The 23,088-nt window shown below is 63.6% G+C and carries 21 protein-coding genes and 1 pseudogene; 2 read left to right on the forward strand and 20 right to left on the reverse strand.

Annotation, left to right across the window (positions count from 1 at the left end; genetic code table 11):
• The first annotated feature begins 207 nt into the window (after positions 1 to 207).
• Complete coding sequence (locus tag J2S96_RS01740) at positions 208 to 354, forward strand: hypothetical protein (RefSeq protein ID WP_306859270.1); 147 nt, start codon at positions 208 to 210, stop codon at positions 352 to 354.
• A 54-nt stretch (positions 355 to 408) separates the two neighbouring features.
• On the opposite strand, the gene trxA is transcribed toward J2S96_RS01740, so the two are convergent.
• The 3 genes and pseudogenes from trxA to J2S96_RS01755 form a co-directional block, all read right to left on the reverse strand.
• Positions 409 to 837: a thioredoxin gene (gene trxA, locus J2S96_RS01745; RefSeq protein ID WP_306859272.1), complete on the reverse strand. Its 429-nt coding sequence runs from the start codon at positions 835 to 837 to the stop codon at positions 409 to 411.
• Positions 834 to 1,793: pseudogene (locus tag J2S96_RS01750) on the reverse strand (TniB family NTP-binding protein); the annotation flags it as partial. The gene trxA and the pseudogene J2S96_RS01750, both read right to left, overlap by 4 nt.
• Positions 1,794 to 1,958: 165 nt before the next feature.
• Complete coding sequence (locus tag J2S96_RS01755; protein WP_306859907.1) at positions 1,959 to 2,129, reverse strand: hypothetical protein; 171 nt, start codon at positions 2,127 to 2,129, stop codon at positions 1,959 to 1,961.
• On the opposite strand from J2S96_RS01755, the gene J2S96_RS01760 reads away from it, so the two are divergent.
• The gene (locus J2S96_RS01760; protein WP_306859274.1) at positions 2,058 to 2,228 is read left to right on the forward strand and encodes a helix-turn-helix domain-containing protein; all 171 of its coding nucleotides are present in this window, start codon (positions 2,058 to 2,060) and stop codon (positions 2,226 to 2,228) included. The two genes, J2S96_RS01755 and J2S96_RS01760, sit on opposite strands and share 72 nt — an antisense overlap.
• A 57-nt stretch (positions 2,229 to 2,285) precedes the next feature.
• On the opposite strand, the gene J2S96_RS01765 is transcribed toward J2S96_RS01760, so the two are convergent.
• From J2S96_RS01765 to J2S96_RS01845, 17 genes are all read right to left on the reverse strand, one after another.
• The gene (locus J2S96_RS01765; RefSeq protein WP_306859276.1) at positions 2,286 to 3,581 is read right to left on the reverse strand and encodes a metal-dependent hydrolase family protein; all 1,296 of its coding nucleotides are present in this window, start codon (positions 3,579 to 3,581) and stop codon (positions 2,286 to 2,288) included.
• A gap of 64 nt (positions 3,582 to 3,645) precedes the next feature.
• Positions 3,646 to 4,101: a GAF domain-containing protein gene (locus tag J2S96_RS01770; RefSeq protein ID WP_306859278.1), complete on the reverse strand. Its 456-nt coding sequence runs from the start codon at positions 4,099 to 4,101 to the stop codon at positions 3,646 to 3,648.
• Entirely contained in the window at positions 4,098 to 5,633 is a 1,536-nt protein-coding gene (locus tag J2S96_RS01775; RefSeq protein ID WP_306859280.1) for a PucR family transcriptional regulator, read from the reverse strand. Before J2S96_RS01775 ends, J2S96_RS01770 begins: the two co-directional genes overlap by 4 nt.
• Positions 5,626 to 6,708, reverse strand: coding sequence for a DUF917 domain-containing protein (locus J2S96_RS01780; RefSeq protein WP_306859282.1), 1,083 nt, complete (start codon positions 6,706 to 6,708; stop codon positions 5,626 to 5,628). The genes J2S96_RS01775 and J2S96_RS01780 overlap by 8 nt, the downstream gene beginning before the upstream one ends.
• Positions 6,705 to 8,024 carry a hydantoinase/oxoprolinase N-terminal domain-containing protein gene (locus tag J2S96_RS01785; RefSeq protein WP_306859284.1) on the reverse strand — a complete coding sequence of 440 codons (1,320 nt, stop codon included), beginning with the start codon at positions 8,022 to 8,024 and terminating at the stop codon, positions 6,705 to 6,707. Before J2S96_RS01785 ends, J2S96_RS01780 begins: the two co-directional genes overlap by 4 nt.
• Before the next feature lie 74 nt (positions 8,025 to 8,098).
• Positions 8,099 to 9,082 (reverse strand): ABC transporter permease, encoded by a 984-nt coding sequence (locus J2S96_RS01790; RefSeq protein ID WP_306859286.1) that lies wholly within the window; start codon positions 9,080 to 9,082, stop codon positions 8,099 to 8,101.
• An 8-nt stretch (positions 9,083 to 9,090) separates the two neighbouring features.
• The gene (locus J2S96_RS01795; RefSeq protein WP_306859288.1) at positions 9,091 to 10,617 is read right to left on the reverse strand and encodes a sugar ABC transporter ATP-binding protein; all 1,527 of its coding nucleotides are present in this window, start codon (positions 10,615 to 10,617) and stop codon (positions 9,091 to 9,093) included.
• A gap of 95 nt (positions 10,618 to 10,712) precedes the next feature.
• Positions 10,713 to 11,735: a sugar ABC transporter substrate-binding protein gene (locus J2S96_RS01800; protein WP_306859290.1), complete on the reverse strand. Its 1,023-nt coding sequence runs from the start codon at positions 11,733 to 11,735 to the stop codon at positions 10,713 to 10,715.
• Between the two features lie 35 nt (positions 11,736 to 11,770).
• A complete protein-coding gene (locus tag J2S96_RS01805) occupies positions 11,771 to 13,444 on the reverse strand; it encodes a hydantoinase B/oxoprolinase family protein (protein ID WP_306859292.1) in 1,674 nt (557 codons plus the stop codon).
• Positions 13,445 to 13,454: 10 nt separating this feature from the next.
• Positions 13,455 to 15,506 (reverse strand): hydantoinase/oxoprolinase family protein, encoded by a 2,052-nt coding sequence (locus J2S96_RS01810; protein ID WP_306859294.1) that lies wholly within the window; start codon positions 15,504 to 15,506, stop codon positions 13,455 to 13,457.
• A 424-nt stretch (positions 15,507 to 15,930) separates the two neighbouring features.
• Positions 15,931 to 16,947, reverse strand: a complete 1,017-nt coding sequence (locus J2S96_RS01815) for a Gfo/Idh/MocA family protein (protein WP_306859295.1) — start codon at positions 16,945 to 16,947, stop codon at positions 15,931 to 15,933.
• Between the two features lie 78 nt (positions 16,948 to 17,025).
• Positions 17,026 to 18,021, reverse strand: a complete 996-nt coding sequence (locus J2S96_RS01820; RefSeq protein WP_306859297.1) for a sugar phosphate isomerase/epimerase family protein — start codon at positions 18,019 to 18,021, stop codon at positions 17,026 to 17,028.
• A 111-nt stretch (positions 18,022 to 18,132) separates the two neighbouring features.
• Positions 18,133 to 18,993: a sugar phosphate isomerase/epimerase family protein gene (locus J2S96_RS01825; RefSeq protein WP_306859299.1), complete on the reverse strand. Its 861-nt coding sequence runs from the start codon at positions 18,991 to 18,993 to the stop codon at positions 18,133 to 18,135.
• A gap of 29 nt (positions 18,994 to 19,022) precedes the next feature.
• Positions 19,023 to 19,931 carry a zinc-binding dehydrogenase gene (locus J2S96_RS01830; RefSeq protein WP_306859301.1) on the reverse strand — a complete coding sequence of 303 codons (909 nt, stop codon included), beginning with the start codon at positions 19,929 to 19,931 and terminating at the stop codon, positions 19,023 to 19,025.
• A complete protein-coding gene (locus J2S96_RS01835; protein ID WP_306859303.1) occupies positions 19,928 to 20,329 on the reverse strand; it encodes a carbohydrate ABC transporter permease in 402 nt (133 codons plus the stop codon). Before J2S96_RS01835 ends, J2S96_RS01830 begins: the two co-directional genes overlap by 4 nt.
• A 39-nt stretch (positions 20,330 to 20,368) precedes the next feature.
• Complete coding sequence (locus tag J2S96_RS01840) at positions 20,369 to 21,796, reverse strand: ABC transporter substrate-binding protein (protein WP_306859305.1); 1,428 nt, start codon at positions 21,794 to 21,796, stop codon at positions 20,369 to 20,371.
• 87 nt (positions 21,797 to 21,883) lie between these two features.
• Positions 21,884 to 23,017, reverse strand: a complete 1,134-nt coding sequence (locus J2S96_RS01845; protein WP_306859307.1) for a Gfo/Idh/MocA family protein — start codon at positions 23,015 to 23,017, stop codon at positions 21,884 to 21,886.
• Positions 23,018 to 23,088 lie beyond the last annotated feature (71 nt).

The raw sequence follows: 23,088 nt of genomic DNA on the forward strand, positions 1-23,088 counted from the left end.
CGGTAAGACCAAGGCGCTAAATAATGTCGTCGCGGGGCCGCCACCGAAGAATCGGTGGCTAGATTCTGTCGACCTCTATGCTCAGCATGGTCCAACGATAACAGGTCAAGGCGGTCACGTGCCGGAAAGCTCCCCGCGCTGCCCCCGGGAATAAATCCGTTTTTCCAACGTCGAGTCAAGTACACCCAACTCTCTCACGGAGGTTTTATGGCTGCATTTTTTGGGCCGACGGAGTCCGGCTCCCGCTCGTTCGACGAAATTCTCGCCCGTTACCTGCAGGGCCAGCGCGTGGCCGGCCCCGGGCACCCGATGATGAAAAATGTGCTCTGGCACACACCCCGCAGGCGCTCCTAAGGCTGGACCGGCTGCCTTAGCCACGCCAGCCGTGTTCCCGGCGTGCTGACTGGGCTACTTCGTGAGCGCATCCTCCAACCAGGACCTCAGCGCCGGGGCGGGAGCTGCGCCGGCCTGCCTCGCGACGATCTTGCCGTCGACGATGACCATCAATGTTGGCACTGCCTGGATGGCGAACCTGGCGGAGAGCTGCGGCGAGTGGTCGACGTCGACCTTTACGAGCTTGATCTGGCCGGCGCGCTCGTGTGCCAACTGGTCCAGCGCCGGGCTCACCATCCTGCAGGGGCCGCACCACACAGCCCAAAAGTCCACCAGTACCGGAACGCCGGACCGTTCTGCGATCTCGCCGAAGTCGTCGTCGCCGGCTTCAACCACCCAAGGCAGCTCCCGGTGGCAATTCCCGCAGCGTGGCCGGCCCTCGGCGGCGGCCGGCACGCGGTTGGATTTGCCGCAATGGGGACACTTGATGATGGCTTTCTTCATGCCGTTCCGGCCCCCTCCAACTCCATCGTGCTGTAGTCAACCACGAGTTCCCCTCCCGCTGCGGTCACCGTGACCACTCCGCCTTCGGCGATGCTGCCTCGCAGTAAGGCCCGCCCCACCTGCGTTTCCACCACATGGGAAATATAGCGGCGCAGGGGCCTGGCTCGGTAGACCGGATCGAAGCCGCGTTCGGCGATCAGAAGGCGCGCCTCCTCGGTCAGGTGCAGCTCTATCTGCTGCTCGGCCAGCCGCTGCCGCAGCTGCTGGAACTGTAGATCGACGATGCGCTCGATTTGCGGAAAACCCAAGGGCGCGAACAGGACCGTGTCGTCCACCCGGTTCAGGAACTCGGGGCGGAAATGCGCCCGGAGCTCGAGAGGGCCGCCTCTTCGATTTCGAGCCGTGTGACCCTCCGGGTGAGCTCGTCCAGTTCGGCCGGCATCGAATCAATCTCCGTCCGCAGCCTCGCACAGGCCTCATCCACGAGGTCAATGGCCTTGTCCGGAAGGAACCGGTCAGTGATGTACCGGTGGGACAGGGTGGCCGCGGCCACCAGGGCACTCCACGTCAGGTTCCTCAACCAGGACCGGCTGGAAGCGGCGCTCCAAGGCCGCATCCGACTCAATGTGCTTGCGGTATTCGTCAAGAGTCCTGGCGCCGATCATGTGCAGCTCGCCGCGGGCCAGCATTGGCTTCAGCATGTTCCCGGCGTCCATTGATCCTTCGGTCGCTCCCGCCCCGACGACGGTGTGCAGCTCGTCTACGAAGAGCAGGATCCTGCCTTCTGCCGCCAGCACCTCTGCCAGCACCGCCTTCAGCCGCTCCTCGAACGCGCCGCGGTACTTCGCGCCGGCCACGAGGGCGCTCAAGTCGAGGGAGAAGATGGTCTTGTTCTTCAGCCCTTCCGGCACATCCTGCCGGACGATCCGCTGGGCCAGTCCTTCCACTGGCCCGGTGCCGCTCCGGGTCCGGTGACCTTCGGCTTGCGCCTTAGCTCGGCTTGCGCCTTAGCTCGGCTTGCGTTGAGCTATCCATTGGGCCTCCGCCAAGGCCTCCTGCGACTTTTGCGTCAACTCTCCATGTTCATCGTGAAGCAGTCCCTTCCACCTGCGTGATTTCAATCAGTCGTCGTTCAAGGGAGTCGACGCGCACCAACCGGCTATGTCGACGAGTGGCTCGGTACGCTGCAAGAAGCCGACGAGAACCGGGGCTCTGACCTGGTGCGAACCCTGGCTCAGTACCTGGACCACGGCGGCAACTATGACGGTACAGCCGAGAGCCTGACGATCCATCGAAGCACTCTGCGTTACCGTTCGACCCGGCTGAACCTGCATGTCGCAACGCGCGCATGGCGCCTCCGTCCGCACGCCGCCCCTTTCCACGTCCCATAGCCAGGCCTCAACCTGTTGGATAGCCGCGGGCCGTTGGATAACCGGGGCAGGCATGCGTCATCGTCGCCAGGCGATCGTCGAAGGCGAATAGTCCGAATACTCACTGCCTGGGGGAGTGAAGGTGGTCTTATCCACGGCGGCAACAATGTTGCCGCCTTTGATGACAGTACGGGGACGGCTCTCGTCCCAGAGGATCGAAGGGTCATCGAAAGGATCACCGTCCAGCACTACGAGGTCCGCGCAGGCACCTTCTGCTATCCGTCCCAGGTCGTCACGTAGCAGCAGGGAGGCGTTGGTTGACGTCGCGGAGCGGAGGGCTTCGTACACACCCAAAACTTCGCATTGGAGGCGCAGCCCCGCGAGTTGCTCATCTTCGAGCTCACCCATGAGGTCAGACCCAAAGCCGATCCGGACGCCGGCGGCCCGGGCAAGCTTGACCGCTTCCTTGCCTGACTTCAGCACTTCCCGGTTCTTGGCCGCTCCCACATCGGTGAGGCCGATCTCTGTGCCACGCCGGTCCATGGCGTCGTAGGTGACGAGGGTGGGTACGAGAAAGACCTCATGTTCGGCCATGAGTTGGGCGGTCTCTGCGTCCAGCAGGTTGCCGTGTTCGATGCAGCGAACACCATTGAGCACGGAATGCCGGATGGCTTCGGGTGAGTAGGCATGGGCGGTGGCGTAACTGCCCCTCCGGGATGCCTCCTCTGTTACAACCCGGATTTCGGCCGCGCTGTATTGGGGGACCCGGATCGGGTCGACTGGCGAAATGACGCCTCCGGACGTCATGAGCTTCACGGCTGTGGCACCGGTCCGAAACCGGTGCCGCACGGCGCGCAGCAGTTCCTCGGCGCCGTCCACTACTTCGCACATGTGGCCCCCATGGAAGCAGCTCCCGTCATTGCTGGCGCGGATATCTCCGTGGCCACCTGTCTGGCTCAGCGCGGGCCCGGTGAAGAAGTAACGTGGGCCAGGGTACAGGCCTTCGTCGATGGCATTCGCGAGGCCGATGTCGCCCCCGGCCACGTCGCGGACCGCGGTGAAACCGCGGCGCAGCGCGGCTTCAAGGCGGCGTGCTCCTGCCAGGGCCGAGTAGCTTAGGGGGCCGGTCTCGTTCCGAGCCGAGGTCAAGCTGAGCGCGTACGCGTGGAAGTGGGCGTCGATGAGCCCGGGAATCACGGTCCGGCCTCCGGCGTCGAGCACCGTAGCGGCACTGGACGCTGCGGTTTCGTCGTTGCCGATGGCGGCTATACGCCCGCCGCGCACGATGATGGAGCCTTCGAACACCTCGCGCGATTCACCGTTGAAGATCCGGGCGTTCCGGATGGTCAGGGTACCCGGCTGGTTGCTTGTCATGCAGCGTCGTTCCTTTCTGTTGTCTTACCGAGGGTGGATTCCACCTGCGGTGCCGCGCCTGGAACTAGTTGTGGTGGGCTAGGGCATCTTCCAGCAGCCGGACAGAGCGCCCCGCTATTTTCATGGCGGCCTCCACTGACTTTTCGTCGTAACCGCCCTCGGCCCCGAGGAAGTTCATTGATCCGATGGTCTCGCCGTTGCTCACCACCGGGACGTTGACGATTGCCCCGCATCCCAGCGACTCAATGGTTGCCGAGTCGAAGAAGAAGGCCCTGACGGCGTCGGTGTCAGCGCCCAGGAAGGGCTGCTGCCCTTTGACAACCTGCTCCAGCCATGCAGGGTTGGTGTCCCCGGTGAGGGTTTTCTTGCCTCCCACGGGGTAGACCTCCGGGTGGGTGGTGAAGATGCGTGCCATGCTGGTGCCGGCGTCGGCGATGACGGACGCGGTGAACAGGCGAACGCCCACAGTGTCCTGTGCGGAAGCATAGACGTCTTCAAGGGATTCAAATTGTGAACTCATGGGGAGTCCTTTCTGTTTGAGAGATGTGTCTTGGGAAGTTCTTTGCGGTGCGCCTGCCCTCGCAGCACGTTGAGGATCAAATGGACGGACAGCAGCTCAGCCGGGCTGTCGAGCGGTACACCCAGCTCACGGGCCCTGTTGAGCCTGGTTTGGAGGGTGTTCCGGTGCAGATCCAGTGTTTTCGCTGCGAGGCTTACAGATCCGTGGTGATCCAGGAAGGCGGCCACCGCCGAAATAATCGCATCCCGGTCGGCGCAGGCCATCAACCGCGGCAGCGCCAGCTCGGCTACGAGGCCGACGGCGTCCGAGTCGACGAAAGTGGTGGCCGCCGCCACCCCGAGGTTGGCGAAAGCCAGAACCGTGCCTGGCCCTGCTGACCACGCGGACTCAGCAGCCAGGCGGGCCTCCTGCACGATGGATGGCAATAAGGGCGGATCCTCATTCCAGGTCGACAGCCCCGCAACGAGGCCAAGCTCGGCAAGAGTTTCCGCGAGCCGTGTCCTGATCCTGCCTTCCAGCTGGGCCACAACGTCCCCGTGCTGGACAGGAATGAGTGCCAGCCAGCCACCTTTGACCTCTGCCAGGGGGCTGCGTATCGCCGCCTTCCGCCAGAGCAGGCGCAGCACGGCCGTAAGCTCCTGGCGGGCGTCATGCGGTGCGCTGCTGCGGATCCACAGGGCCACGTACTTATCCTCCGGCCGCCAGCCCAGCTGGGTCAGCAGGTGCCGGTGTTCGTCTACGAAAGCGCTGCCGGAAGAACCTGGGTGACGGTCCAGTTCGGTAAGTGCCGCGGTAGGGACGGCGCGAGAGGCCTCGAGGAAGTCCCCTAACAGCCACGCAGCTTTGACTGAAGGGCTGGCGACCTCGAGGATGGAACGAACGAGCTGCAGATTGTGGACGCCGGACACAGGAACGCGGGCTGTCAGAGTCGAGCGAATGCCGCCGTTGCCGCGGCGCATGTCCACTGTGATGACTTCGGACTCCCCTCGCAATGCCATCCCGGCGGAGGCCAGGACGACGCCGTCGTACTCCAGCGAGATGCCCACCCCGTCCAGTTCGTTGGAAATGGTCTTGAGTACGTCACCGAGGGAGGTGTCCTTTGCAACAGCCCGCGCGAACCGGGCCAGTTCTGCGTCAACTACCGATAAGGCTGCTCCGATTTCTGCGGCCATGGCCAGGGCGACGCCAGCCGGGTCGTCGTCGGAGGCAAGCAAGGTGATGCCTAGCCGCTCGGCCAAGCCGATCACGGCGTTGGAATAGGTGCTTTCGGCAACGACGACGGCGCTGGCCCGCCGCTCCCATGAGTGACGAAGGGCCGCTGACACCAGCCAGCCTCCTGCCCCCATTGCGGGGGAGAGGACGACCACCGTGTTTGGCCGTACGCGCTGGATCGCCTCAAGCTGTGAAACCAGAACCACATTTTCAACCGTCGCGCTGGACGGGGTGAGATACAGCGGCGTCGTGCCTCGGAGGGATCCATGCGCCAGGAGCCCGGCGACGTCCAGCCGGGGGACGCTTTTGGACCTATGCATGGCTGCGCCTTGGGTGCCTGAGGGGAATGCCAAAAGCCTTTGGTTCGGCGAGGGCAAGTCCGGCCTGCGAGTACCACTGCGCTGCTGCGGGGTATGTCAGGACGTCCACGACGTTGCCCACGCGGACGTCGTCCAGGGTAACCACCGTGCCGTGCTCGGAGTTAAGAAGGGTCACCATGTCGGGGACCGCGGCCGCGATAGCCCCGTCCACCAAGACCAGCAGAATCTCATTCTGGATCTCCAGCCGAATGATCTGGCCGGTGCTTTCGTCTTCAAGTGTCACGCTTGACGGTTGTGCAGGCAGCCCGAGGTCAGTGGGACGGGAAAGGCCCTCGATATGGGTCACGCGGGCACGGGCGACGCGTGTGGCGTCCAGAAGCTCCGCCAGCATCAGGTACTTTCTCTCCACTGACGTCTCGGCGTCCTGGATCTGGCCTATCCGGATCATCCGGCTGACTGAGCCGTGGACGCCGTGTTCCTTAAGTTGTGCGGCGGTGCAGGGATACATGGCGGTGGCGGCCCAGCCACCTAGTTCGGTAACGAGCGCACGTACTAGCGTCTCGGCACGTTGCGGATTTGTGGCCTCCACGATCGCGCGTTCTCCCGTGACTCCCATCATGGCGATGGGGCTGATGGCGACCTGTCCGATGTTCAGGGTGGTTTGGCTGATAAGGGGAAAGACCCGGCCCATGGGATCTGAATCGATCACGGGCAGCGAGGACTGCAGCCCGACCATGAGCGGAATCATTCCGTTGATGTTGGCGGCGGCGAGTGAATAGATTGCCCGGACCCTCCGGCCGAGCTTGGCTTCCATGGCATTGATGCAGCCGAGGAACTCATCGCCGACCGGAGGCATGTCGGCTATGAACAGGCCCTGTGTCACCATTCCGACCGCTACGACCAGGTCGTCCGGGGCGAGCTCGGCGACGGTCGCGAGCTCCAGGGACTGGTGCTCCATGGCCTGCAGAATCATGTCGGTGTAGACGTGGATGGCCGTCGGGTCGATGGCGCAGGCCAGAAAGTGCGCGCCTGTCCGGAGGTGTCGGACATCGTCCGCAGTGAGTTGGGTGCTCATGGCGCAGCCCTCCGTGCTTCTGTAGTCGGAAACCGCTCCTTGCCGCCGGAAGTCTCTCCGGCGGCCTGCACACGGATCCTGACGATTCCCGGATTCCCGTAAGGCATGGCAAAGACATTCGATTCGATGATGTGGATCTGGCCCGGGTTGGCGCCCAGCTGTACGGCTGCCGACTGCGCGTCCTCCTCGGCACGGTGCTGCACGGCCTCGAGATCCGTCCGTCCGCTGACGGTCTCGAGTCTGTCGATCCATGAAGTCAAGGGTGCAGCTGCACAACCTACAAGCGCAACGTCCTGGGCTGCGGGCAGCGTCGGAACAAGTCCGAAAGGAGGCGGGGTTGTCTGTTCGATACGGAGATCGGCAATCACTGAGCTGACGTCGGGGCGAATGGGGTGGTTGGCCGTGTAGGACTCGACAACTGCGGCATTGCTTGCCAGGCTCGCCTCATATCCTTGGCGGATAAGGCTGTTTGCAGCAGGCAGGCCGCCCCGGAGGTGCCCCACGATGACGCCGGAGTCGGTGCAGATAACAACTTCGCCGTTGGGCACGCCAGCGAGGGTGGCCGCACCGAGGATTACCGAGGCCGGTTCGGGCCGGAGCCCGTGGACCGGTGCCACAGCCAACCGCGGAAGGGGAGCCCGGCCGCCGTCGTTCCTGGCAAACGAGAGGGTGGCGGCCGGGAAGTGGCGCTGGCCGGCCGCGTCCAGAGTAGCGGCCAGCTCCTCACCCGTCTCCATGAGTGCGGTGTTCAGGATGGCCGTGTAGTCACGGTCCCGAAAAACGCTGGAGTAGAAATCACTGGAGATGCTGATCCTCATTTCGCTGTCATTGGAAAGAATGGCGTCGGCGATGCGGGTTTCGTGGTCCGTGGAGGCCGTGGAACCGACGGAAGTGATGGCCACGTTCCGCACGTTCCCGGACAGGATGCTGGGAAGCGCTGCCAGGAAGGCCTCAAGGTCAAGCTGGGCAAGGGGCCGGCCGCGCATATCGTGGCCACCGCTGACATGGACGGTTCGGCTGACCGCTGCTTCGACACGGGGCGGCACGCTGGCTGCGTGAAACGCATCCGCCGGCGGGCGGGGCGAAATTCGGACAGCGACGACGTCGGCCAGGTTCCGCGTCGCGAGGACATGCCCGACGTCGGCCGTGATCTCCCTTACGCCGGACCCGAACTCCCGGCTGAGCCCGGCCAGTGCCGAGTCCAGCGCTTCGGCAATACTGCCGGCGTGGATCTCGCGGGCTGCCGAGACGATGGTCCGGCCGTCCAGCACGAGGCTTCGGCAGCTGTTCTCCCGCAGCCGCAGTCCTATCCGCATTCTTCAACTTCCTGCTGCACGCGCCCTTGCGGCCGGTGAATTGCTTCCATGTATATAGGGTCCACTATGGGCCGTCATCTCACCGCCTTGCGGAAGAACAATCCGTCGGCGGCGACGGCGACGAGGATGAGGACACCCGTGACTACCTGCTGGTAGGTGGTGTCCCAGTGAAGAAGGTTGAAGCCATTGCTGATAACCGTCAGGATCATGACGCCCACGAAGGCGCGCCACATCGCACCTTGTCCGCCGAGGATGCTCGTACCGCCGATCACCACCGCCGCAATGGCTGTGAGCTCAACGCCGATCGCCATGGCCGGCTGTGCGGAACCGGCACGGGAAGCCAGGATCATGCCGGCCATCGCGGAGCAAAGGCCGCTGATGGCGTAGACCGCTACGTGGATGGACCCGGTACGGATACCGCTGAGCCGTGCTGCCTCCAGGTTGCCGCCCACCGCGTAAATCCGGCGTCCGAAAGTGGTGCGCCATAAAACGATGCCCAAGACAATCGTCATGGCGAGCATCAGCACCGAACCCGCGGTGAGGCCGAAAAGGCTGGGCCATGTCCAGGTCTGGAAGGCAAAAAGCTGCTCGGGCAAAGGCGCCACGATGGCGCCGCCCGTGATCACGATGGCCAGCCCTCGGTAAATGATGCTGACCGCGAGCGTACCTATGAAGGAGTTAACCTTCGTGGATACCACGATCAGGCCGGTGAGGGTTCCCAACGCGGCACCGACCAGCAGGGCCCCGATGAATCCGGCGGCCACGCCGAAGTGTTGGGTGATCATCACCCCTGCAATGGCCGAAACTGCCAGGCTGGCTGTCGAGGACAGGTCGAAGACGCCGCTGATGATGCATAACGTGGCGGCCGCGGCGAGCAGGCCAACGATGGCGGCCTGGTCGAAGAGATTGATGAAGTTGCGGTCAGTGAGGAACGTTCCGGTGTTCAGGGTCAGGAACAGCATGATCGCGATCAAGCCGAAAACGATCCCGAAATCCCTGACGTTGAACTTGAATTTTTTCTCTGCCGGCGCGGACACGGCAGCGGAAGCTGTGGTCATTGATTCACCTATTTCATAAAAGCGGAAGTCATGACTTCATCGCGGGAGGCATTTCGGTCGAATTCGGCGACGATGCGGCCCTGCCTCATGACATGGATACGGTGGGACAGGCCGATGACTTCCTCCAGTTCGGAACTGACGACGATCACGGCCGTGCCCCTTGCGGCGAGTTCGACGATCAGGCCGTGGATGAGGGCTTTGGCGGCAATATCGACGCCGCGGGTGGGCTCGTCCACCATCAGCACCGCCGGCGGATTGAGCAGCCACTTGGCAAAGAGCGCCTTCTGCTGGTTTCCGCCGGAAAGGTTGGCAATGGGCGCCCCCTTCCGCGCGCCGCGGAGGTCGACGGAACGGGTGATGCCGGCGACGGCGGTCTTTTCCCGTCCGACCCGGACCAAGCCGCCCAGGGACCGGTCCGAGAGGGTAGGGAGGGCAATATTTTCGGATGCGGGCCGCGACATGACGAGGCCCTGTTCTTTCCGGGATTCCGGGACTAGCCCGATCCCGGCCTTGATGGCCTCCCGGATGGAGTTGCCGCGGATGCGCCGCCCGTTGATTTCGACGTGCCCGGCGGTGATCCGGTCTGCCCCGAAGGCAGCCAGCAGGGCCTCGCTGCGGCCGCTTCCCACCAGGCCCGCGAGGCCGAGGATTTCGCCCTGACGCACCGTGAAGGAGACGTCCTTGACCTTGGTGCTGGTCAGGCCCACCGCCTCGAACACGGTCTTGGCTCCGGCAGGTACCGGGGGGATTTCGGGGATGACGAAGTCGACTTCCCTGCCCACCATCAAGCCGACAAGCGACTCGGGGGTGTGTCCGGCCGCATCTTCGGTGACGATGTGCCGTCCATCGCGCAGGACGGTTACGCGGTCCACGAGCCCCAGGACCTCTTCCAGATAGTGGGAAACCAGGATGACAGTAGTGCCCGAGCTTGCCAGCTTCCTGATTACCTGCAGCAATTGCGCTTTCTCTGCTTCGTTCAGGACAGCCGTTGGCTCATCCATGCACAGCACCTTGGCGCCGCGTGCAAGGGCCTTGAGGATTTCGACCTGCTGCGCCTGCCCAATGGGCAGGGTCCCGACGATCGCACGCGGGTCCAAAGTGAAGCCCGTCTCTTCCAGCAGCCGGGCAAAGTGGGCGGCGTCTTTCCGGGAACGAAGAAGGCTCCCTGTGTTGGACCACCGGCCCAGGAAAACATTTTCCAGTACCGAGAGCCCCGGGATGAGCGCCAGTTCTTGGGAGATCAGCGAAATTCCGTTGGAAATCGAGTCCCGCGGCGCGGTGATCCTGACCGTACGGCCATCGAGTGCCACGGTGCCGGAATCGGCCACGATGGCGCCACCAAGAATCTTCAGCAAGGTACTCTTCCCGGCGCCGTTTTCCCCCATGATGCCGTGGATCTCCCCGGGGGCAATGGATAGGGTGACGCCCTGCAGTACCGTGCTCGAACCGTACCGCTTGCCGATTCCGGCGACGCTGATCTCCGGGGCCCTGCCCGGATGGACATGTTCTGGTGTTGCCAACTGTTGTATAGCCATCGTGACCTCTGGAGATGGAAGGGGACTTTCGTGCTTGGCCCCGGGCCGGAGCGGGAGCGCTCCGGCCCGGGGCGGTTCCCTGGTTGTGCCAGGGCCTAGTCGGAGTACTTCGAGACGTAGTTCACGGCGTCCAGCGCCTGCTTCGTTCCTTTGCCCTGGTTCGGAGCCAGGGTCGCCTCGTCGACCGCCGTCGCGACCTGCTGGCCCCGGGCCTTGGCGAGCCCGAGTTCTGTAGCCTTGGCACCGTTGGCCACGACGTCGCTGACGTAGATGGAGAACCACTTGCCGGACCGGACGGCTTCAACGTTGGACTTGGACGCGCCATTGCCGATGAATTTGATCTTGCTGTCGCCCGCCGCAGCCGCCGCCCCGGTGATCGCCTGCGATGCGCCGATGACGACGTCGACATCGGGGTTGGCCTGGAAAACGTTCTGGAACGCCTGGCGGCCGCTGTCCTGGGTGTAACCGCCTTCAACACTGGCCACCAGTTTGATCTTGGGGTCGGTGGACAACTCAGCCTTCACGGCATCTGTTCGGGCGTTATCCAGGGGGAGGGATTTGAATCCTTCCAGGTATGCGACCTTGCACGTGTCCCCCGGGACAGTGGCGCAAGCCTCCTTGCCCATTTCACCGAGCACTTTGCCGTTGCTGGTCGGGAGGTCCACGATGCTGATGGCACCAGGAACCTGCGGCTGGATCGTGTCGAACTTCGGTCCGATGACCGAGAACTCGACAACAACGGTGATACCGGCCTGGACCGCCTGCTGCAGTGGTGCGATGAGCGCCTGGTTATCGTTGGCCTGGACGACGATCACCTCGAATTGCTTGGAGGTGACGGCGTCCTGGATCTGCTGGACTTGGGTCTGCGCGTTGAAGTTGGGGTCAACGAACGTGGCGCTGGCGTTGTTGGCCTTCGCCGCCTGCTCGACACCGAGGAAGGTTCCCTGGGCGAAGCCGTTGGACTTGGCGAAACCGAAGAACCCGACCTTGAGCTGCTTGCCGGCATCGGCGGCCGAGGCAGGTCCCGCGGCGGCTTGCGTGGGAGGTGCGCAGGCGGACGTCAGTAGGGCGAGGCCGGCGAGAGTCATGGCTGCGGCTGATCGCTTGAAGTGTTTCACGGGCGATCCTTTCTGTAGTGAATCTGCGGTGGTGGTTAGTATCCGTAGTGGGTTCTGGCGAAGTCCTCGGTGATGAAACCGTTGACAATGTCGTAGGCGATGTCCTCGTGGGAGCGTTTGGAGACATCCCCGAACCCGCCGCCGCCTCCGACGGCGAGGCGAACGACGTCGCCGGCCTTAACCTTTCGGGCGTTGGCCTTCAAGGTACGGACCTCATCGCTGCGACCGGGGTTGATGACAACTTCGGGACCTTGCGCGTCCGAACCGCCGAAGAGGCCCCAGGCCGGGGTCTTTGACCTTTCGAACCAGAGCCCCACGACGCAGTCGGCGAGGAACTCGTATTCACGTACCACGCCGTTGCCGCCGCGCCACTGGCCGGGCCCGCCGGAGTTGGGCCGGATGGAGTATTCGTTGATACGGAGCGGGTAGCGGGTCTCCATCATCTCGATGGGCAGGTCCTTCAGCGAGCCGTTGACATTGTTGATCATGGCTGACTCGCCGTCGGTGCCCTGCCATGCGCCCCAGCCACCGAGGGTGGCCTCCATGCTGACGAAGTTCCGGCCGAAGCGCGGATCGAAGCCGGCCGCAGTGATGATCATCGAGTCACCGTGGCTCGCGCTGGCCACGCGTTCGGGCATGGCAGGCGCCATGGCCTTGGAGACGAGATCGATCAGGAGGCCAAGGTGGGAAAAGTACCACTGGCAGGGGGCAGGTGCGACCGCGCCAAGAACTGAGCCGGAGCGCACCTGCGTGGTCATGGGCCGGAAGGATCCGCCGTTGGAGTTGGAGTCCGGGCTGATCAGCAGCTTGTAGCCCACCCGCAGGGCCGAGACGGCCTGGGCTGCGCCGCAGTTAACTGGCCCGGTGGTCTGGTCAGCCGATTCGGTGACGTCAAAGTCAACGGTGTCGCCGGCGACGGTGATCCTCAGCTTGATGGGAATGGGGGAATCCAGGTTGATTCCATCGTTGTCCAGCACTCCCTCGGCTTCGTAGACGCCGTCGGGGATGGTCCGGACTGTTTCGCGTTCGATTTCCTCGGTCTGGCGGAAGATTTCGTCCCGGGCCGCGTCCAACTTCTCCATGCCGTATCGGCCCACGAGTTCCTTCATCCGGGTTGTTCCCATCCGAAGGGCGGCGACCATCGCGTGCATGTCACCGATGGTCTGGTAGGGGAAGCGCACATTGGTGCGGATGAGGTCGACGACGGACGTTTCCACCCCGGCCTCCATCAGCTTGACCGGGCCCATCCGGAACCCTTCCTGGAAAATGTCGGTGGCGTCCATGGAACCGCCCACGTCCTTGGATCCCATGTCCATCCAGTGCGCACGGGTGGCGGCGAAGCCGACTACCGCGCCGGCGTCGAAAATCGGAGCGAAAATCGTGACGTCGTTCAGATGGGTACCGCCCAAGTAGGAATCATTGAGGATCCAAACGTCCCCTTCTTTCCATACTTCGCGGCCGTAAAGCTCCTCCACCGCGATGGAGCAGGTTTCCAGGTTGCCCAGGAAGAGCGGCAGGCCGGCGGATTGCCCGAGCACGCGGTGCTCGGTGTCCAGCAGGGCCACCACACAGTCCCCGCCTTCGTAGAGGATGGGGGAATACGCGGAGCGGATCAGGGTGGCGTTCATGTCGTCCGCGGCGCTGGTAAGCGCGTTGCGGATGATTTCCACGGTCACGGGATCAAGGGTTTTGACTGCTTCGATTGTCATGACAGGTACCTCAGTTTCCTTCGACGTCTTGGGTGCGGATGACCAGGGAGCCTAGTTCGTCGACAGTGACGTCGTACCCCGGCGGGACCACGGTCGTGGCGGTTTGCTCGACGATGATGGCAGGACCTTCGAACGTGTGGCCCGCGGCCAGATCGTCCCGACGGACCACCGTGGTGTCGTGTTCGACGTGGTCGAAGACCACGCGGCGGATTTCGTGCTTGAAGTCCGGGCTCTGCGCCGGAGCGAAGAGCGGCGCTTCCAAGCGGCCCAGGTCCCCGACTGCCTGCGTCCGCAGTGCGACGATCTCGATGGGCGCGCCGTGGTTCGAGTGGCCGTAACGCTCGTGGTACATGGCCGAGAAGCGGGCGGCGAGATCGGCGAGGAATCCCGGAGATTCGGGTTCGTCGGCAGAGGTCAGCGGTACATTCAACGTGAATTCCTGCGACTGGTAGCGGACGTCCACCGAGGCGGTGGTGCGGCGGCTTTCCTCCGGTACCCCTTCCGAGACCAGCGAGCTGAGGCCTTCGACTTCCATGGACCGCAGGACACCGGCCATGTCCGCCGGATCGATGTCTTCGTCGAGGTAGAAGTAGGGTTCGGAGAAGTCCTTGCGGATGTTGGTTTGCAGCATGCCCCAAGCGGAGAAGGCGCCGGGAAACCGCGGAACGACGGTTTCCGGGATGCCCAGTTCCTTCGCAAGGAAGACGGCGTGCATGGGGCCCGCACCGCCGAAGGCCACGAGTGCGAAGTCGCGGGGCTCGATGCCGCGGGAGATGGTGATCGTCCGGATGGCCTGCGCCATCTGGGAGTTGGCGACGTCGCAGATGCCTTCAGCCATGGCGATGGGATCCAGGCCGAGTTGATCGCCCACAGTCTTGAGCGCGGTGATGGCAGCCTCGCGGTCCAGGGCCACCTGCCCGCCGGCAAACCAATCGGGGTCGACGCGGCCCAGCACCAGGTTGGCGTCGGTGACGGTTGGCTCGGTACCGCCGCGGCCGTAACAAGCCGGTCCTGGCGTGGCCCCGGCCGAGCGCGGACCGACACGGAGCCCGCCGGCTTCGAGCCAGGCCACCGAGCCTCCGCCGGCGCCCACGGTGTGGATGTTGACGACGCTCATGAGCATCGGCAGGCCTTCCAGGTGGGCCTCTGTGGAGACATCCGGCTTGCCGTCGACCACGAGGGAAACGTCGAAGGAGGTTCCGCCCATATCCACGCCGATAAGGTTGCGGTTGCCGGAGACACCGGCCAGTTCGACGTCGCCCATTGCCCCGCCGACGGGGCCGGAGAGCAGGGTTTGCAGCGGACGCTTGCGGGCCGATTCAGCCGTCAGAACGCCGCCGGAGGACTGCATGATGTGCAGCGGCGCCTCCACGCCGCGGTGTGCGAGTTTTTCTTCCAGGTCCAGAAGGTAGTTGCGGACCACCGGACCGGTGTAGGCCTCGACGACGGCTGAGGAAGTGCGCTCGTATTCGCGCCATTCCTTCGCTGCTTCGTGCGAAAGGGAGATCGTAAAGTCTTCACCCAGTTCCTCAAGCAGGATTTCGCGTGCACGGAGTTCGTGCGCGGGGTTCTTGTAGCTGAAGAGGAAAGCGACGGCAACGGCGCCATACCCTTCATCGATGGCCCGGCGCGCCGCCTGCCGGACGGCCACCTCGTCCAGCGGCCGGATCTCGTTGCCCTGGCCGTCGAGCCGGCCACCGACCCCGATGACGTCTTTTCGCTCAACCAGCGGCGCCGGCTTGCGGTACTGGGCGTTGTAGAGCTCCAGCCGGGGGCCGCGGGCGATGTGGTAGCTGTCCTCCACTCCGGCGGTGGCCAGGAGTAGCACGGGCACGCCGCGGCGTTCAAGGAAGGCGTTCAGCCCCTGGGTCGTCCCGTGGACCAGGAATTCGATGTCGGACAGGTCGCCGACAATCGACTCGAGTCCAGCGATGACGCCGGCGCTTAGGTTGCCCGGCGTCGTGGATGCCTTCGTGGCCTCATACGTCCCGGACTGCTGGTCGTACGCCACAATGTCTGTGAACGTTCCCCCGATGTCCATTGAGACCCTGTAGTTCGGCATGTGTATCTCCTCATGGCTTTGCTAGATCCGCTGTGTGGAAAATCACGATATACAGGCGGCTCAGCTCGCCGGGGTGCGAGTTGCCCGATTTGGATGGGTCCTATTGGGCAAAGTGCACTTGATCATCAAAAAGACCCTGCAGTCTGGCGGCCGTTTTTAATTTAAAAGTTTGAACCGCGGCCGTCGTGGCCGGTTGACAGGATCTCGGGCTGCACCGCGCGGAGGCCTCGGTGAGGAGATGGAGGCAGCCGCGCTCGACCGCGAGCGGCAAGGAGGCAGCGACGCTCGACCGCGCGGCGGCATGCGTAACCGGGCGTCATCGGCGTCGGCGTGGGCGGCGTTGAGCATCGCCGTCGGCGGCTTCGCCTGCATCGACGAAACCGAAACGGATCAACAGGACGCCGTGGTGCGGCCGGCAGGAACGCTAGTGTTTCCGGGTGCTGGCCCGGGGTGCCAGTCCGATGGCGTTGTAGCACTGGTCGACTAGTTCCATGGTTTGGACGGCGTCGTCGCTGTCTGTCGGCATGGGGGTTCCGCGCCGGACCAGTGCGGCGAAAGCCTCAAGCTGATAAGTGTAGGAGGATCTTGTGCCCAGGTGCTCGATCCGTTGGCCGTCAGTCGTCTTCACCTCGAGGCTGTCATCGGTATGAGGGAGGATGAAGTTTGCCACGGTGGCTTGTCCCTTGCTTCCAATGGCGCGGTAGGTCATTTCGACTCTGGGGCCGTTCATATTGCATCGTGCTGTTGCGGTGATGCCGGAGGGATAGACCAGCTCAGCGTCAACCCATTCGTCCACTCCCGGCAGGCCGCTCCGTTCGGCTCCTCGGGCGCTGAGGAAGGTGGGATTCCCACCGGCCAAGGGGGCCATGGCCCGAATGGCATGGAGGCTGTAGCATCCCAGGTCCATGAGTGCTCCGCCCGCGAGTGGCAGTGACCACCGGGGGTCTTCGGGCGATGGAGGCGGAATCATCACCATGGTTTCCACATGCTGGAGCTCGCCAAGTTCCCCGGAGGCGACCAGTTCATGGAGTCTCTTCGTGACAGGGTGGTAAAGATAGTGGAAGCCGTCGACGACCTTGACACCCGCGCGCTTGCCTGCGTCACGCACTTCCCTGGCTTCTGCTGCATTTGCGGCGAACGGTTTCTCTGACAGGACGTGTTTTCCCGCGGCGACGGCCGCCAGGTTCCACCGGGCGTGCAGGGAGTTGGCGAGCGGGTTGTAGACCGCTTCGATGTCCGGATCATTGACAACGTCTTCGTAGGATCCGAGTACCCGTTCGACGCCGTACCGGTTGGCGAAGTCCTGTGCCCTGTCCCTGTCGCGGGCTGCGACGGCCACTAACCGCGCTCCCGTCAGCTTGGCAGGTTCAATGATGGATGTCGGGCTAATGCGGGACGCTCCCAGGATGCCGATGCGCAGTGGTGCTTCTTCTGGATCCATTTGTGGAGTCCTTTCTCGTGTTCCTGATGTCGCTTTCGCCCCGCCCGCATGGGTCATAGCGCGTCCCGGCCTGTTGAGCTACTGGCTGAAGGCGGCGTCGAAGCTGGTTTGGGAGGCGGGGAAGTCGTATTTTTTGAGGTTGGCGAGGGCTTCGGGGGCGCCGTGGAGGCGGTCCATGCCGGCGTCTTCCCATTCGATCGAGATGGGCCCGGTGTAGCCGATCGCGGTGAGGGCGCGGAAGGAGGATTCCCAGGGCACGTCGCCGCGTCCGGCGGAGACGAAGTCCCAGCCGCGGCGGGGGTCGCCCCAGGGCAGGTGGGAGCCCAGGACGGTGTTGCGGCCGGTGGGGCGCAGCTTGGTGTCTTTGCAGTCCACGTGGTAGATCCGGTCTTTGAAGTCCCAGATGAAGGACACGGGGTCGATGCCTTGCCACATGAAGTGGGAGGGGTCCCAGTTCAGGCCGAACGCTTCGCGGTGTCCGATCGCTTCCAGGGCCCTGACGGTGGTCCAGTAGTCGTACGCGATTTCGGAGGGGTGGACTTCGTGGGCGAAGCGGACCCCGTTTTCGTCGAAAACGTCCAGGATGGGGTTCCAGCGGTCGGCGAAGTCCTGGTAGCCGGCGTCGATGACCTTTTCGGGGACGGGCGGGAACATGGCCACGTATTGCCAGATGGAGGAGCCGGTGAATCCGACGACGGTGTCCACGCCCAGGGCGCGGGCGAGGCGGGCGGTGTGTTTCATTTCCTCGGCGGCGCGTTGGCGGACGCCTTCGGGGTCCCCGTCGCCCCAGACCTTGGCGCCGACGATGGCTTCGTGGCGGAAGTCGATGGGGTCATCGCACACGGCCTGGCCCTTGAGGTGGTTGGAGATGGCCCAGACCTTGAGGTTGTACTTGTCCAGGACCGCGAGTTTGGACTCGACGTAGCCGGGTTCCTCCCAGCGCCAGGCGTCCAGGTGGTCACCGGACACGGCGATTTCCAGGCCGTCGTAGCCCCAGCCGGAGGCGAGCCTGGCGACTTCTTCGAAGGGCAGGTCGGCCCATTGGCCGGTGAACAAGGTATACGGGCGGGGCATGGGTTCTCCTTGCGGGTTTGGGTACCGAGGGCTGCTCTGGATCCGGCTCCGGCTCCGGCGAGCCTGCCGGAGCCGGAGCAGCCCCCGGACCACGAGGTGGATCCGGGATTCTCAGACGGATTGGGATTTTTTCATGCAGTCCCTGACATAGGCATCGGACGCACGAAGATGCTCACCGACTTTTTCGAAGCTCCATCCCTGCGTGCCGTGGCATTTGAGGCTCGCCACGCCTTCGTAGCCGACACGGCGCAGCGTTCCCAGCATCACGGAGTGGTCAAGTGTCCCGTCGGGGCGGGGGAGTTGCTGGTCGGCTGGGCCGAAGTTGAGCCCGTCGGTGCCGTGGCGGTAGGCGCGGTCGATGTCCCAGATGTAGTAGTAGAAGAGCCTTTTGCGTTCGGCGAGGAACGTGATCGCTTCGCTGATGGTGTCCTGCATTACCCACAGGTGAGGGGGAGCGATGCAGACGCCGAGGTAGGGGTCGTCGATGTCGCGGATGAGCCGTTTCATCTGTGCGAGCGTGTCAACGCCTTCGTCCCACCGCTGGTCTTCGTTGGCACCGGATTCGAAATCTGCGGAGAACGGGACGGTGAGGTGGTTTTCGACGGCGATGCGGACCCCGCGGCGCGCTCCTGCTTCCACGATGGGTGGCAGGAAGGTGGAGACGAAGTCGGGATAGTTGGCTTCGCAGTCGAAGATGAGGGTGTCGATTCCGAGGTCCGCGGCGAAATCAACGCGTTCAAGGATCTCTTCCTGGGTCTTTCCGTACACGGTGAGGCCACAGGGCTTGACCCCGTATTTGTCGAGCACTCCGAGGATTTTTCCCGGGTCATCTCCCGGGTTGACGTGGTGGGCCAGCGGAGCGGCGGAGGACCAGAGATTGACTTCCTTGAAGCCGATCTCGGCAAGGTCGCGGATCGAGTCTTCGAAGCCGTGGTCGTGATAGGGGACGAGCTCGGCGGCATATCTGAACATGGGTACTCTCCTTGGGGGTCTGACGGGGTTTACCAGACGAAGACGGCTTTTTCGGTTTCGCGTCGGTCGAAGGCGCGGAAGGCTTCCTCGGCCTGGTCGATGGAAAAGTCGTGGCTGATGAGTTTTTCGACCGGGATTTTCTGGTCGATGACCAGGCGGACGATTTCTTCCCAGTCGCCGATGGGGAAGTACCAGCCGCCGACGACGGTGAGCAGCTTTCTGAGCATCTGGTCGCTGGGGTTGATCTGCGTAGCCCGCGACTCACCGACGAACGCGACGGCGCCGCGCTTGGCGGCGGCATCGAGGGCAGAGTTCTGCCCGGCGGGATTGCCGGAACAATCGATGCAGACGTCCGCTCCGCGGCCCTGGGTGAGGTCCCGGATCCGCTGCACGGCGTCGGCGCTGATGCTGTTGATGACGGCGTCCGCGCCGAGCGAGCTGGCCTGTTCGAGACGGTGGTCTATGACGTCGACGGCGATCACGCGGGCGCCGAATGCCTTGCCGATGAGCACCGCTGCGGATCCCATCGGTCCCATGCCGAAGACTGCGACGGTTTTTCCGCCGGCCACGCCGAGCTGCTTCTGCACATGGTATTGGCTGCCGACCATGTCGGTCATCACCGCCCCGGCGCGGAAGCTGAGTTCGTCGGGGAGCTGAAGACAGTTGCGTTCGGGCAGCACGAAGTAGTCGGCGTCGCCGCCGTGGACGTCGAAACCGAAGCATTTCCATTGCTCACAGAGCATCATGTAGCCACTGAGGCAGTGCTCGCAAAATCCGCAACCCAGGGCGAGATAGCCGGCGACGCGCTCGCCTTCTTTCACGTGGGTCACCGCGCTACCGACCTTGACGACTTCCCCGGCAGCCTCGTGCCCGGGGATCACCGAACCTTGGCCGGCGTCTTCGCCGCCGACAATCGGGGTGCCGTAGTAGATGCTCATGTCGCTGCGGCAGATCGCGGAGGCACGGGGAGTGCGAGGGCGAAGCCGAGAATCATCTCCAGGATCACGGCGACCGCGACGAAGCCAAAAGTGATCAGGAATGCGTGCTGGACCGAGGCATTGGTGACCGCCTCGATGAAGTTGTCCAGGCCGACGAATTTGCCTACACCGCCGAGGATCTTATCGTTGCGGAAGGCCGAGTAGAAGATGAAAATGGCCGGGGCCACCGTCATCAGCAGCAGGACAAGCATGGCCGGGGCCATGTAGATCCACGGTGTCGAGCGTTTTTTCCAGGTCAGCGGTTTCCTGCCGTGCGGGCCGGCCGAGGCACGGCCGGCCGCGCGGCGGGAAGTGTCAACCGTCAAGGTCGCATCCGATGGTGCGGCGGTTGCTTTCATTGTCGATACTCCTAGGGCGACCTTGAGCGGTCCGTTGTGTTAGTAACCGGCCGATTTGAGGAGGGCCGATACCTTGTCTGACGCGGATTTGAGGGCGTCCGTTGGCGAGGAAGCGCCGGTTGCTGCGTTGTTCACCGCGACGGCCACTTCGTGGCTGACTTCGGTGTAGTTGGTCAGCCGCGCACGGCCAACGCCGACTGCGAGGGATTTTCCGAGCGTGTCGTAGAAGGGCGCGAGGGGGTTATCGCTCTTGATGCCGGAATAGACGGAGGTCCGGCTGGGGTGCAGGGATTTGGCGGTCATCGTCGACTGCTGCTCGGAGGCGGTCAGCCAGCTGATCGCCTGGTAGGCCCATTCCTTATTCTTGGAATTCTTGTTGACGCTGAGCATCCAGGTCCCGAAGTGGGGGCCGGCAGCTTTGCCGCTGGGGACGGGTGCGTAGCCGATGGTGCCGCCCTTGACGTTGTCAGCGAGCTTGAGGTCGTGGTAGTTGATCGTCATGGCGGTCAGCCCGCTGCCAAACGATTCAGCTGTGGTGCCCCAGTCAGCTGATGTGCTGCCCGGCGGGACGTGTCCGCTTTGCGCCAGTTTGGCGTAGTACTCCAGTGCCTGGACTCCTTCGGGCGTATTGAACGTGGGCTTGCCGTTCTGGTCTGCCAAGGTCCCGTCTCCGCCGTATGACGCGAGCAGGGTCTTGAAGTCGTCCGTGGCCCAGTCTCCGACACCCGCCATGACCGTGGTGCCGTAGAGCTTCTTGTCGGGTTGGGTGAAGAACTCGGCTACCTGGGCATAGTCGTCCCAGGTCTTCGGGACCGTCAGGTCCTTGCCGTACTTGGCTTTGAAGTTCGCCTTTTGGGTCGGGTCGTTGAACAGGTCGCTGCGGTAGGCCATGACGGCCACATTCGACTGGATCGGCATCCCGTACACGTCGAATCCGGCGTTCTTGATCGCGCTTACATCGGGCTTTGCCGTGGGATCCGGGAAACGTTTGATTGGGGAATCAGCGTTGTAGACCGCTGTGTCATAGAACACCTTGGGGATGAAGTCGCCCACGTTTGACTGCGGGCTGTCAGGGTTCAGGGCACCGTTCTGGAGGTACGGGCTCAGGGGTTCGAGATTCTGCACCAGCGCTGGCGCCCACGGAGTGTCGACGACGACGATGTCGTAATAGCTGCTGCCGGAAGCGAACTCGGAGAAAACCTTCTGCTGCAATGCGTCGTACGGCTGGTTGTCGATCTTCAGATCGATGCCGAACTTTTCCTTGAACTGCGGCACCAACGACGCGACAGCTGCGCTGTTGGCCTCATCGGTGGTGTAGAGCATCCGCAATTCCGTCGGTTTGGCCGCGTTGGTGCTGGGTGCTGATGACCCGCCCGTGCATCCGGTTGCCAACAGGGTCACCGTGAGCGCGGCTCCCAAGCCCGCTACTATGCGTGATCGCTTGATGCGATCGAGAGAACGGATCATGCTACTGCCTTCCTTGATTCGTGAGGCGCTACATGCGCCGATGCCTCTATCCGGATGAATTTCATTTCTGCACTCCTTCTGGTTCTTTCACTGGACTCCTTCTAGTTGGTTCACACCTGGGACATCGACCCACTCGCCGCACTTGCTGGATTCGACGATGCTTTCGGTGAGGACGGCCGACCTGAGCCCGTCACGGAAGGTAGGCAGGCCGGCGCGGAGCTCTCCGTCGATCGCGGCATAGGTATCGGCGACGAATGCATTGAACGCATCCTGGTAACCCTGCGGATGCCCTGCCGGTAGGACACTGAGCCGCGCCGCTTCGGGGCTGAGCGCGCCTGGGTCCCGGACAAGAAGCTGGGAACCGGCCCTTTTACCAAGCCACAACGTCTCGGGCGACTCCTGATCGAACTGAACTGTGCTCTCAGAACCCGAAATCTCGATCATGAGGCGGTTCTTCCGCCCAGGCGCAACCTGGCTGACCAGCAGACTTCCCACGGTGCCGTTCTCCGTCGCGAATACAGCCGCAACGAGGTCCTCGGTCTGGACGTCCTTGTGCTTTGCCCGGCCTGAGAAGAGCGTGCGGCTCAGTGCGCCGACCCGGATGATCCGGTCGCCGCTCACGAATTCAAGGAGGTCGCATAGGTGGGATCCGATGTCGGCAAAGGCCCGCGAAGGGCCACCGAGACCTGCGTCCACCCGCCAGTTGTCGTCGTTCCGGGACAGCAGCCAGTCCTGGAGATAGGACCCCTGAATGGTAGAGATCCGTCCCGTCTGGCCGGAGGCAATACGTGCCTGGGCTTCCCGGACCATCGGGTGGAACCGGTAGACGAAGGGAACGGTCGCGACCGTCCTAGCCGTGGCGGCCAGCTCCACGAGATGGGTGGCATCCTGCACGTTGGTAGCCAGAGGCTTCTCGCAGACAACGTGCTTGCCTGCTTTCAGCGCGGCCTCGGCGAATGCGACGTGGGTGGCGTTCGGGGTGCAGACATGGATGACGTCAATCCCGTCGTCCTGGATGAGGTCCTGGACGGAGGCGTAAGCCTGCTCGGCGCCCAGACGGTCTTTCGCACGTGCGGCGCTGGAAGGGCTCGAGGACGCGATGCCGGCGATTTCCGCCCCTGCGGCACGGGCGGCTCTGCTATGCACTTCAGCCATGAACCCGGCACCGACGAACCCGGCCCGTAACCGGGAAGGGGCTGTCGTGGTTCTGTCGTTTTCCATGCCGAAACAGTGACACGCACGACATGGCTTTAGTCGGCCGCCAGCAAAACTCTGCACCTTTTGACGCTCGT

Source organism: Arthrobacter bambusae (assembly GCF_030812595.1).
Classification (GTDB): Bacteria; Actinomycetota; Actinomycetes; order Actinomycetales; family Micrococcaceae; genus Arthrobacter; species Arthrobacter bambusae_B.

Excerpts from the sequence above, each read along its gene's own strand:
- J2S96_RS01740 (WP_306859270.1), top strand. The coding sequence starts at position 208 with ATGGCTGCATTTTTTGGGCCGACGGAGTCCGGCTCCCGCTCGTTCGAC.
- trxA (WP_306859272.1), bottom strand. The coding sequence starts at position 837 with ATGAAGAAAGCCATCATCAAGTGTCCCCATTGCGGCAAATCCAACCGC.
- J2S96_RS01755 (WP_306859907.1), bottom strand. The coding sequence starts at position 2,129 with ATGGATCGTCAGGCTCTCGGCTGTACCGTCATAGTTGCCGCCGTGGTC.
- J2S96_RS01765 (WP_306859276.1), bottom strand. The coding sequence starts at position 3,581 with ATGACAAGCAACCAGCCGGGTACCCTGACCATCCGGAACGCCCGGATC.
- J2S96_RS01770 (WP_306859278.1), bottom strand. The coding sequence starts at position 4,101 with ATGAGTTCACAATTTGAATCCCTTGAAGACGTCTATGCTTCCGCACAG.
- J2S96_RS01775 (WP_306859280.1), bottom strand. The coding sequence starts at position 5,633 with ATGCATAGGTCCAAAAGCGTCCCCCGGCTGGACGTCGCCGGGCTCCTG.
- J2S96_RS01780 (WP_306859282.1), bottom strand. The coding sequence starts at position 6,708 with ATGAGCACCCAACTCACTGCGGACGATGTCCGACACCTCCGGACAGGC.
- J2S96_RS01785 (WP_306859284.1), bottom strand. The coding sequence starts at position 8,024 with ATGCGGATAGGACTGCGGCTGCGGGAGAACAGCTGCCGAAGCCTCGTG.
- J2S96_RS01790 (WP_306859286.1), bottom strand. The coding sequence starts at position 9,082 with ATGACCACAGCTTCCGCTGCCGTGTCCGCGCCGGCAGAGAAAAAATTC.
- J2S96_RS01795 (WP_306859288.1), bottom strand. The coding sequence starts at position 10,617 with ATGGCTATACAACAGTTGGCAACACCAGAACATGTCCATCCGGGCAGG.
- J2S96_RS01805 (WP_306859292.1), bottom strand. The coding sequence starts at position 13,444 with ATGACAATCGAAGCAGTCAAAACCCTTGATCCCGTGACCGTGGAAATC.
- J2S96_RS01810 (WP_306859294.1), bottom strand. The coding sequence starts at position 15,506 with ATGCCGAACTACAGGGTCTCAATGGACATCGGGGGAACGTTCACAGAC.
- J2S96_RS01815 (WP_306859295.1), bottom strand. The coding sequence starts at position 16,947 with ATGGATCCAGAAGAAGCACCACTGCGCATCGGCATCCTGGGAGCGTCC.
- J2S96_RS01820 (WP_306859297.1), bottom strand. The coding sequence starts at position 18,021 with ATGCCCCGCCCGTATACCTTGTTCACCGGCCAATGGGCCGACCTGCCC.
- J2S96_RS01825 (WP_306859299.1), bottom strand. The coding sequence starts at position 18,993 with ATGTTCAGATATGCCGCCGAGCTCGTCCCCTATCACGACCACGGCTTC.
- J2S96_RS01830 (WP_306859301.1), bottom strand. The coding sequence starts at position 19,931 with ATGAGCATCTACTACGGCACCCCGATTGTCGGCGGCGAAGACGCCGGC.
- J2S96_RS01835 (WP_306859303.1), bottom strand. The coding sequence starts at position 20,329 with ATGAAAGCAACCGCCGCACCATCGGATGCGACCTTGACGGTTGACACT.
- J2S96_RS01840 (WP_306859305.1), bottom strand. The coding sequence starts at position 21,796 with ATGATCCGTTCTCTCGATCGCATCAAGCGATCACGCATAGTAGCGGGC.
- J2S96_RS01845 (WP_306859307.1), bottom strand. The coding sequence starts at position 23,017 with ATGGAAAACGACAGAACCACGACAGCCCCTTCCCGGTTACGGGCCGGG.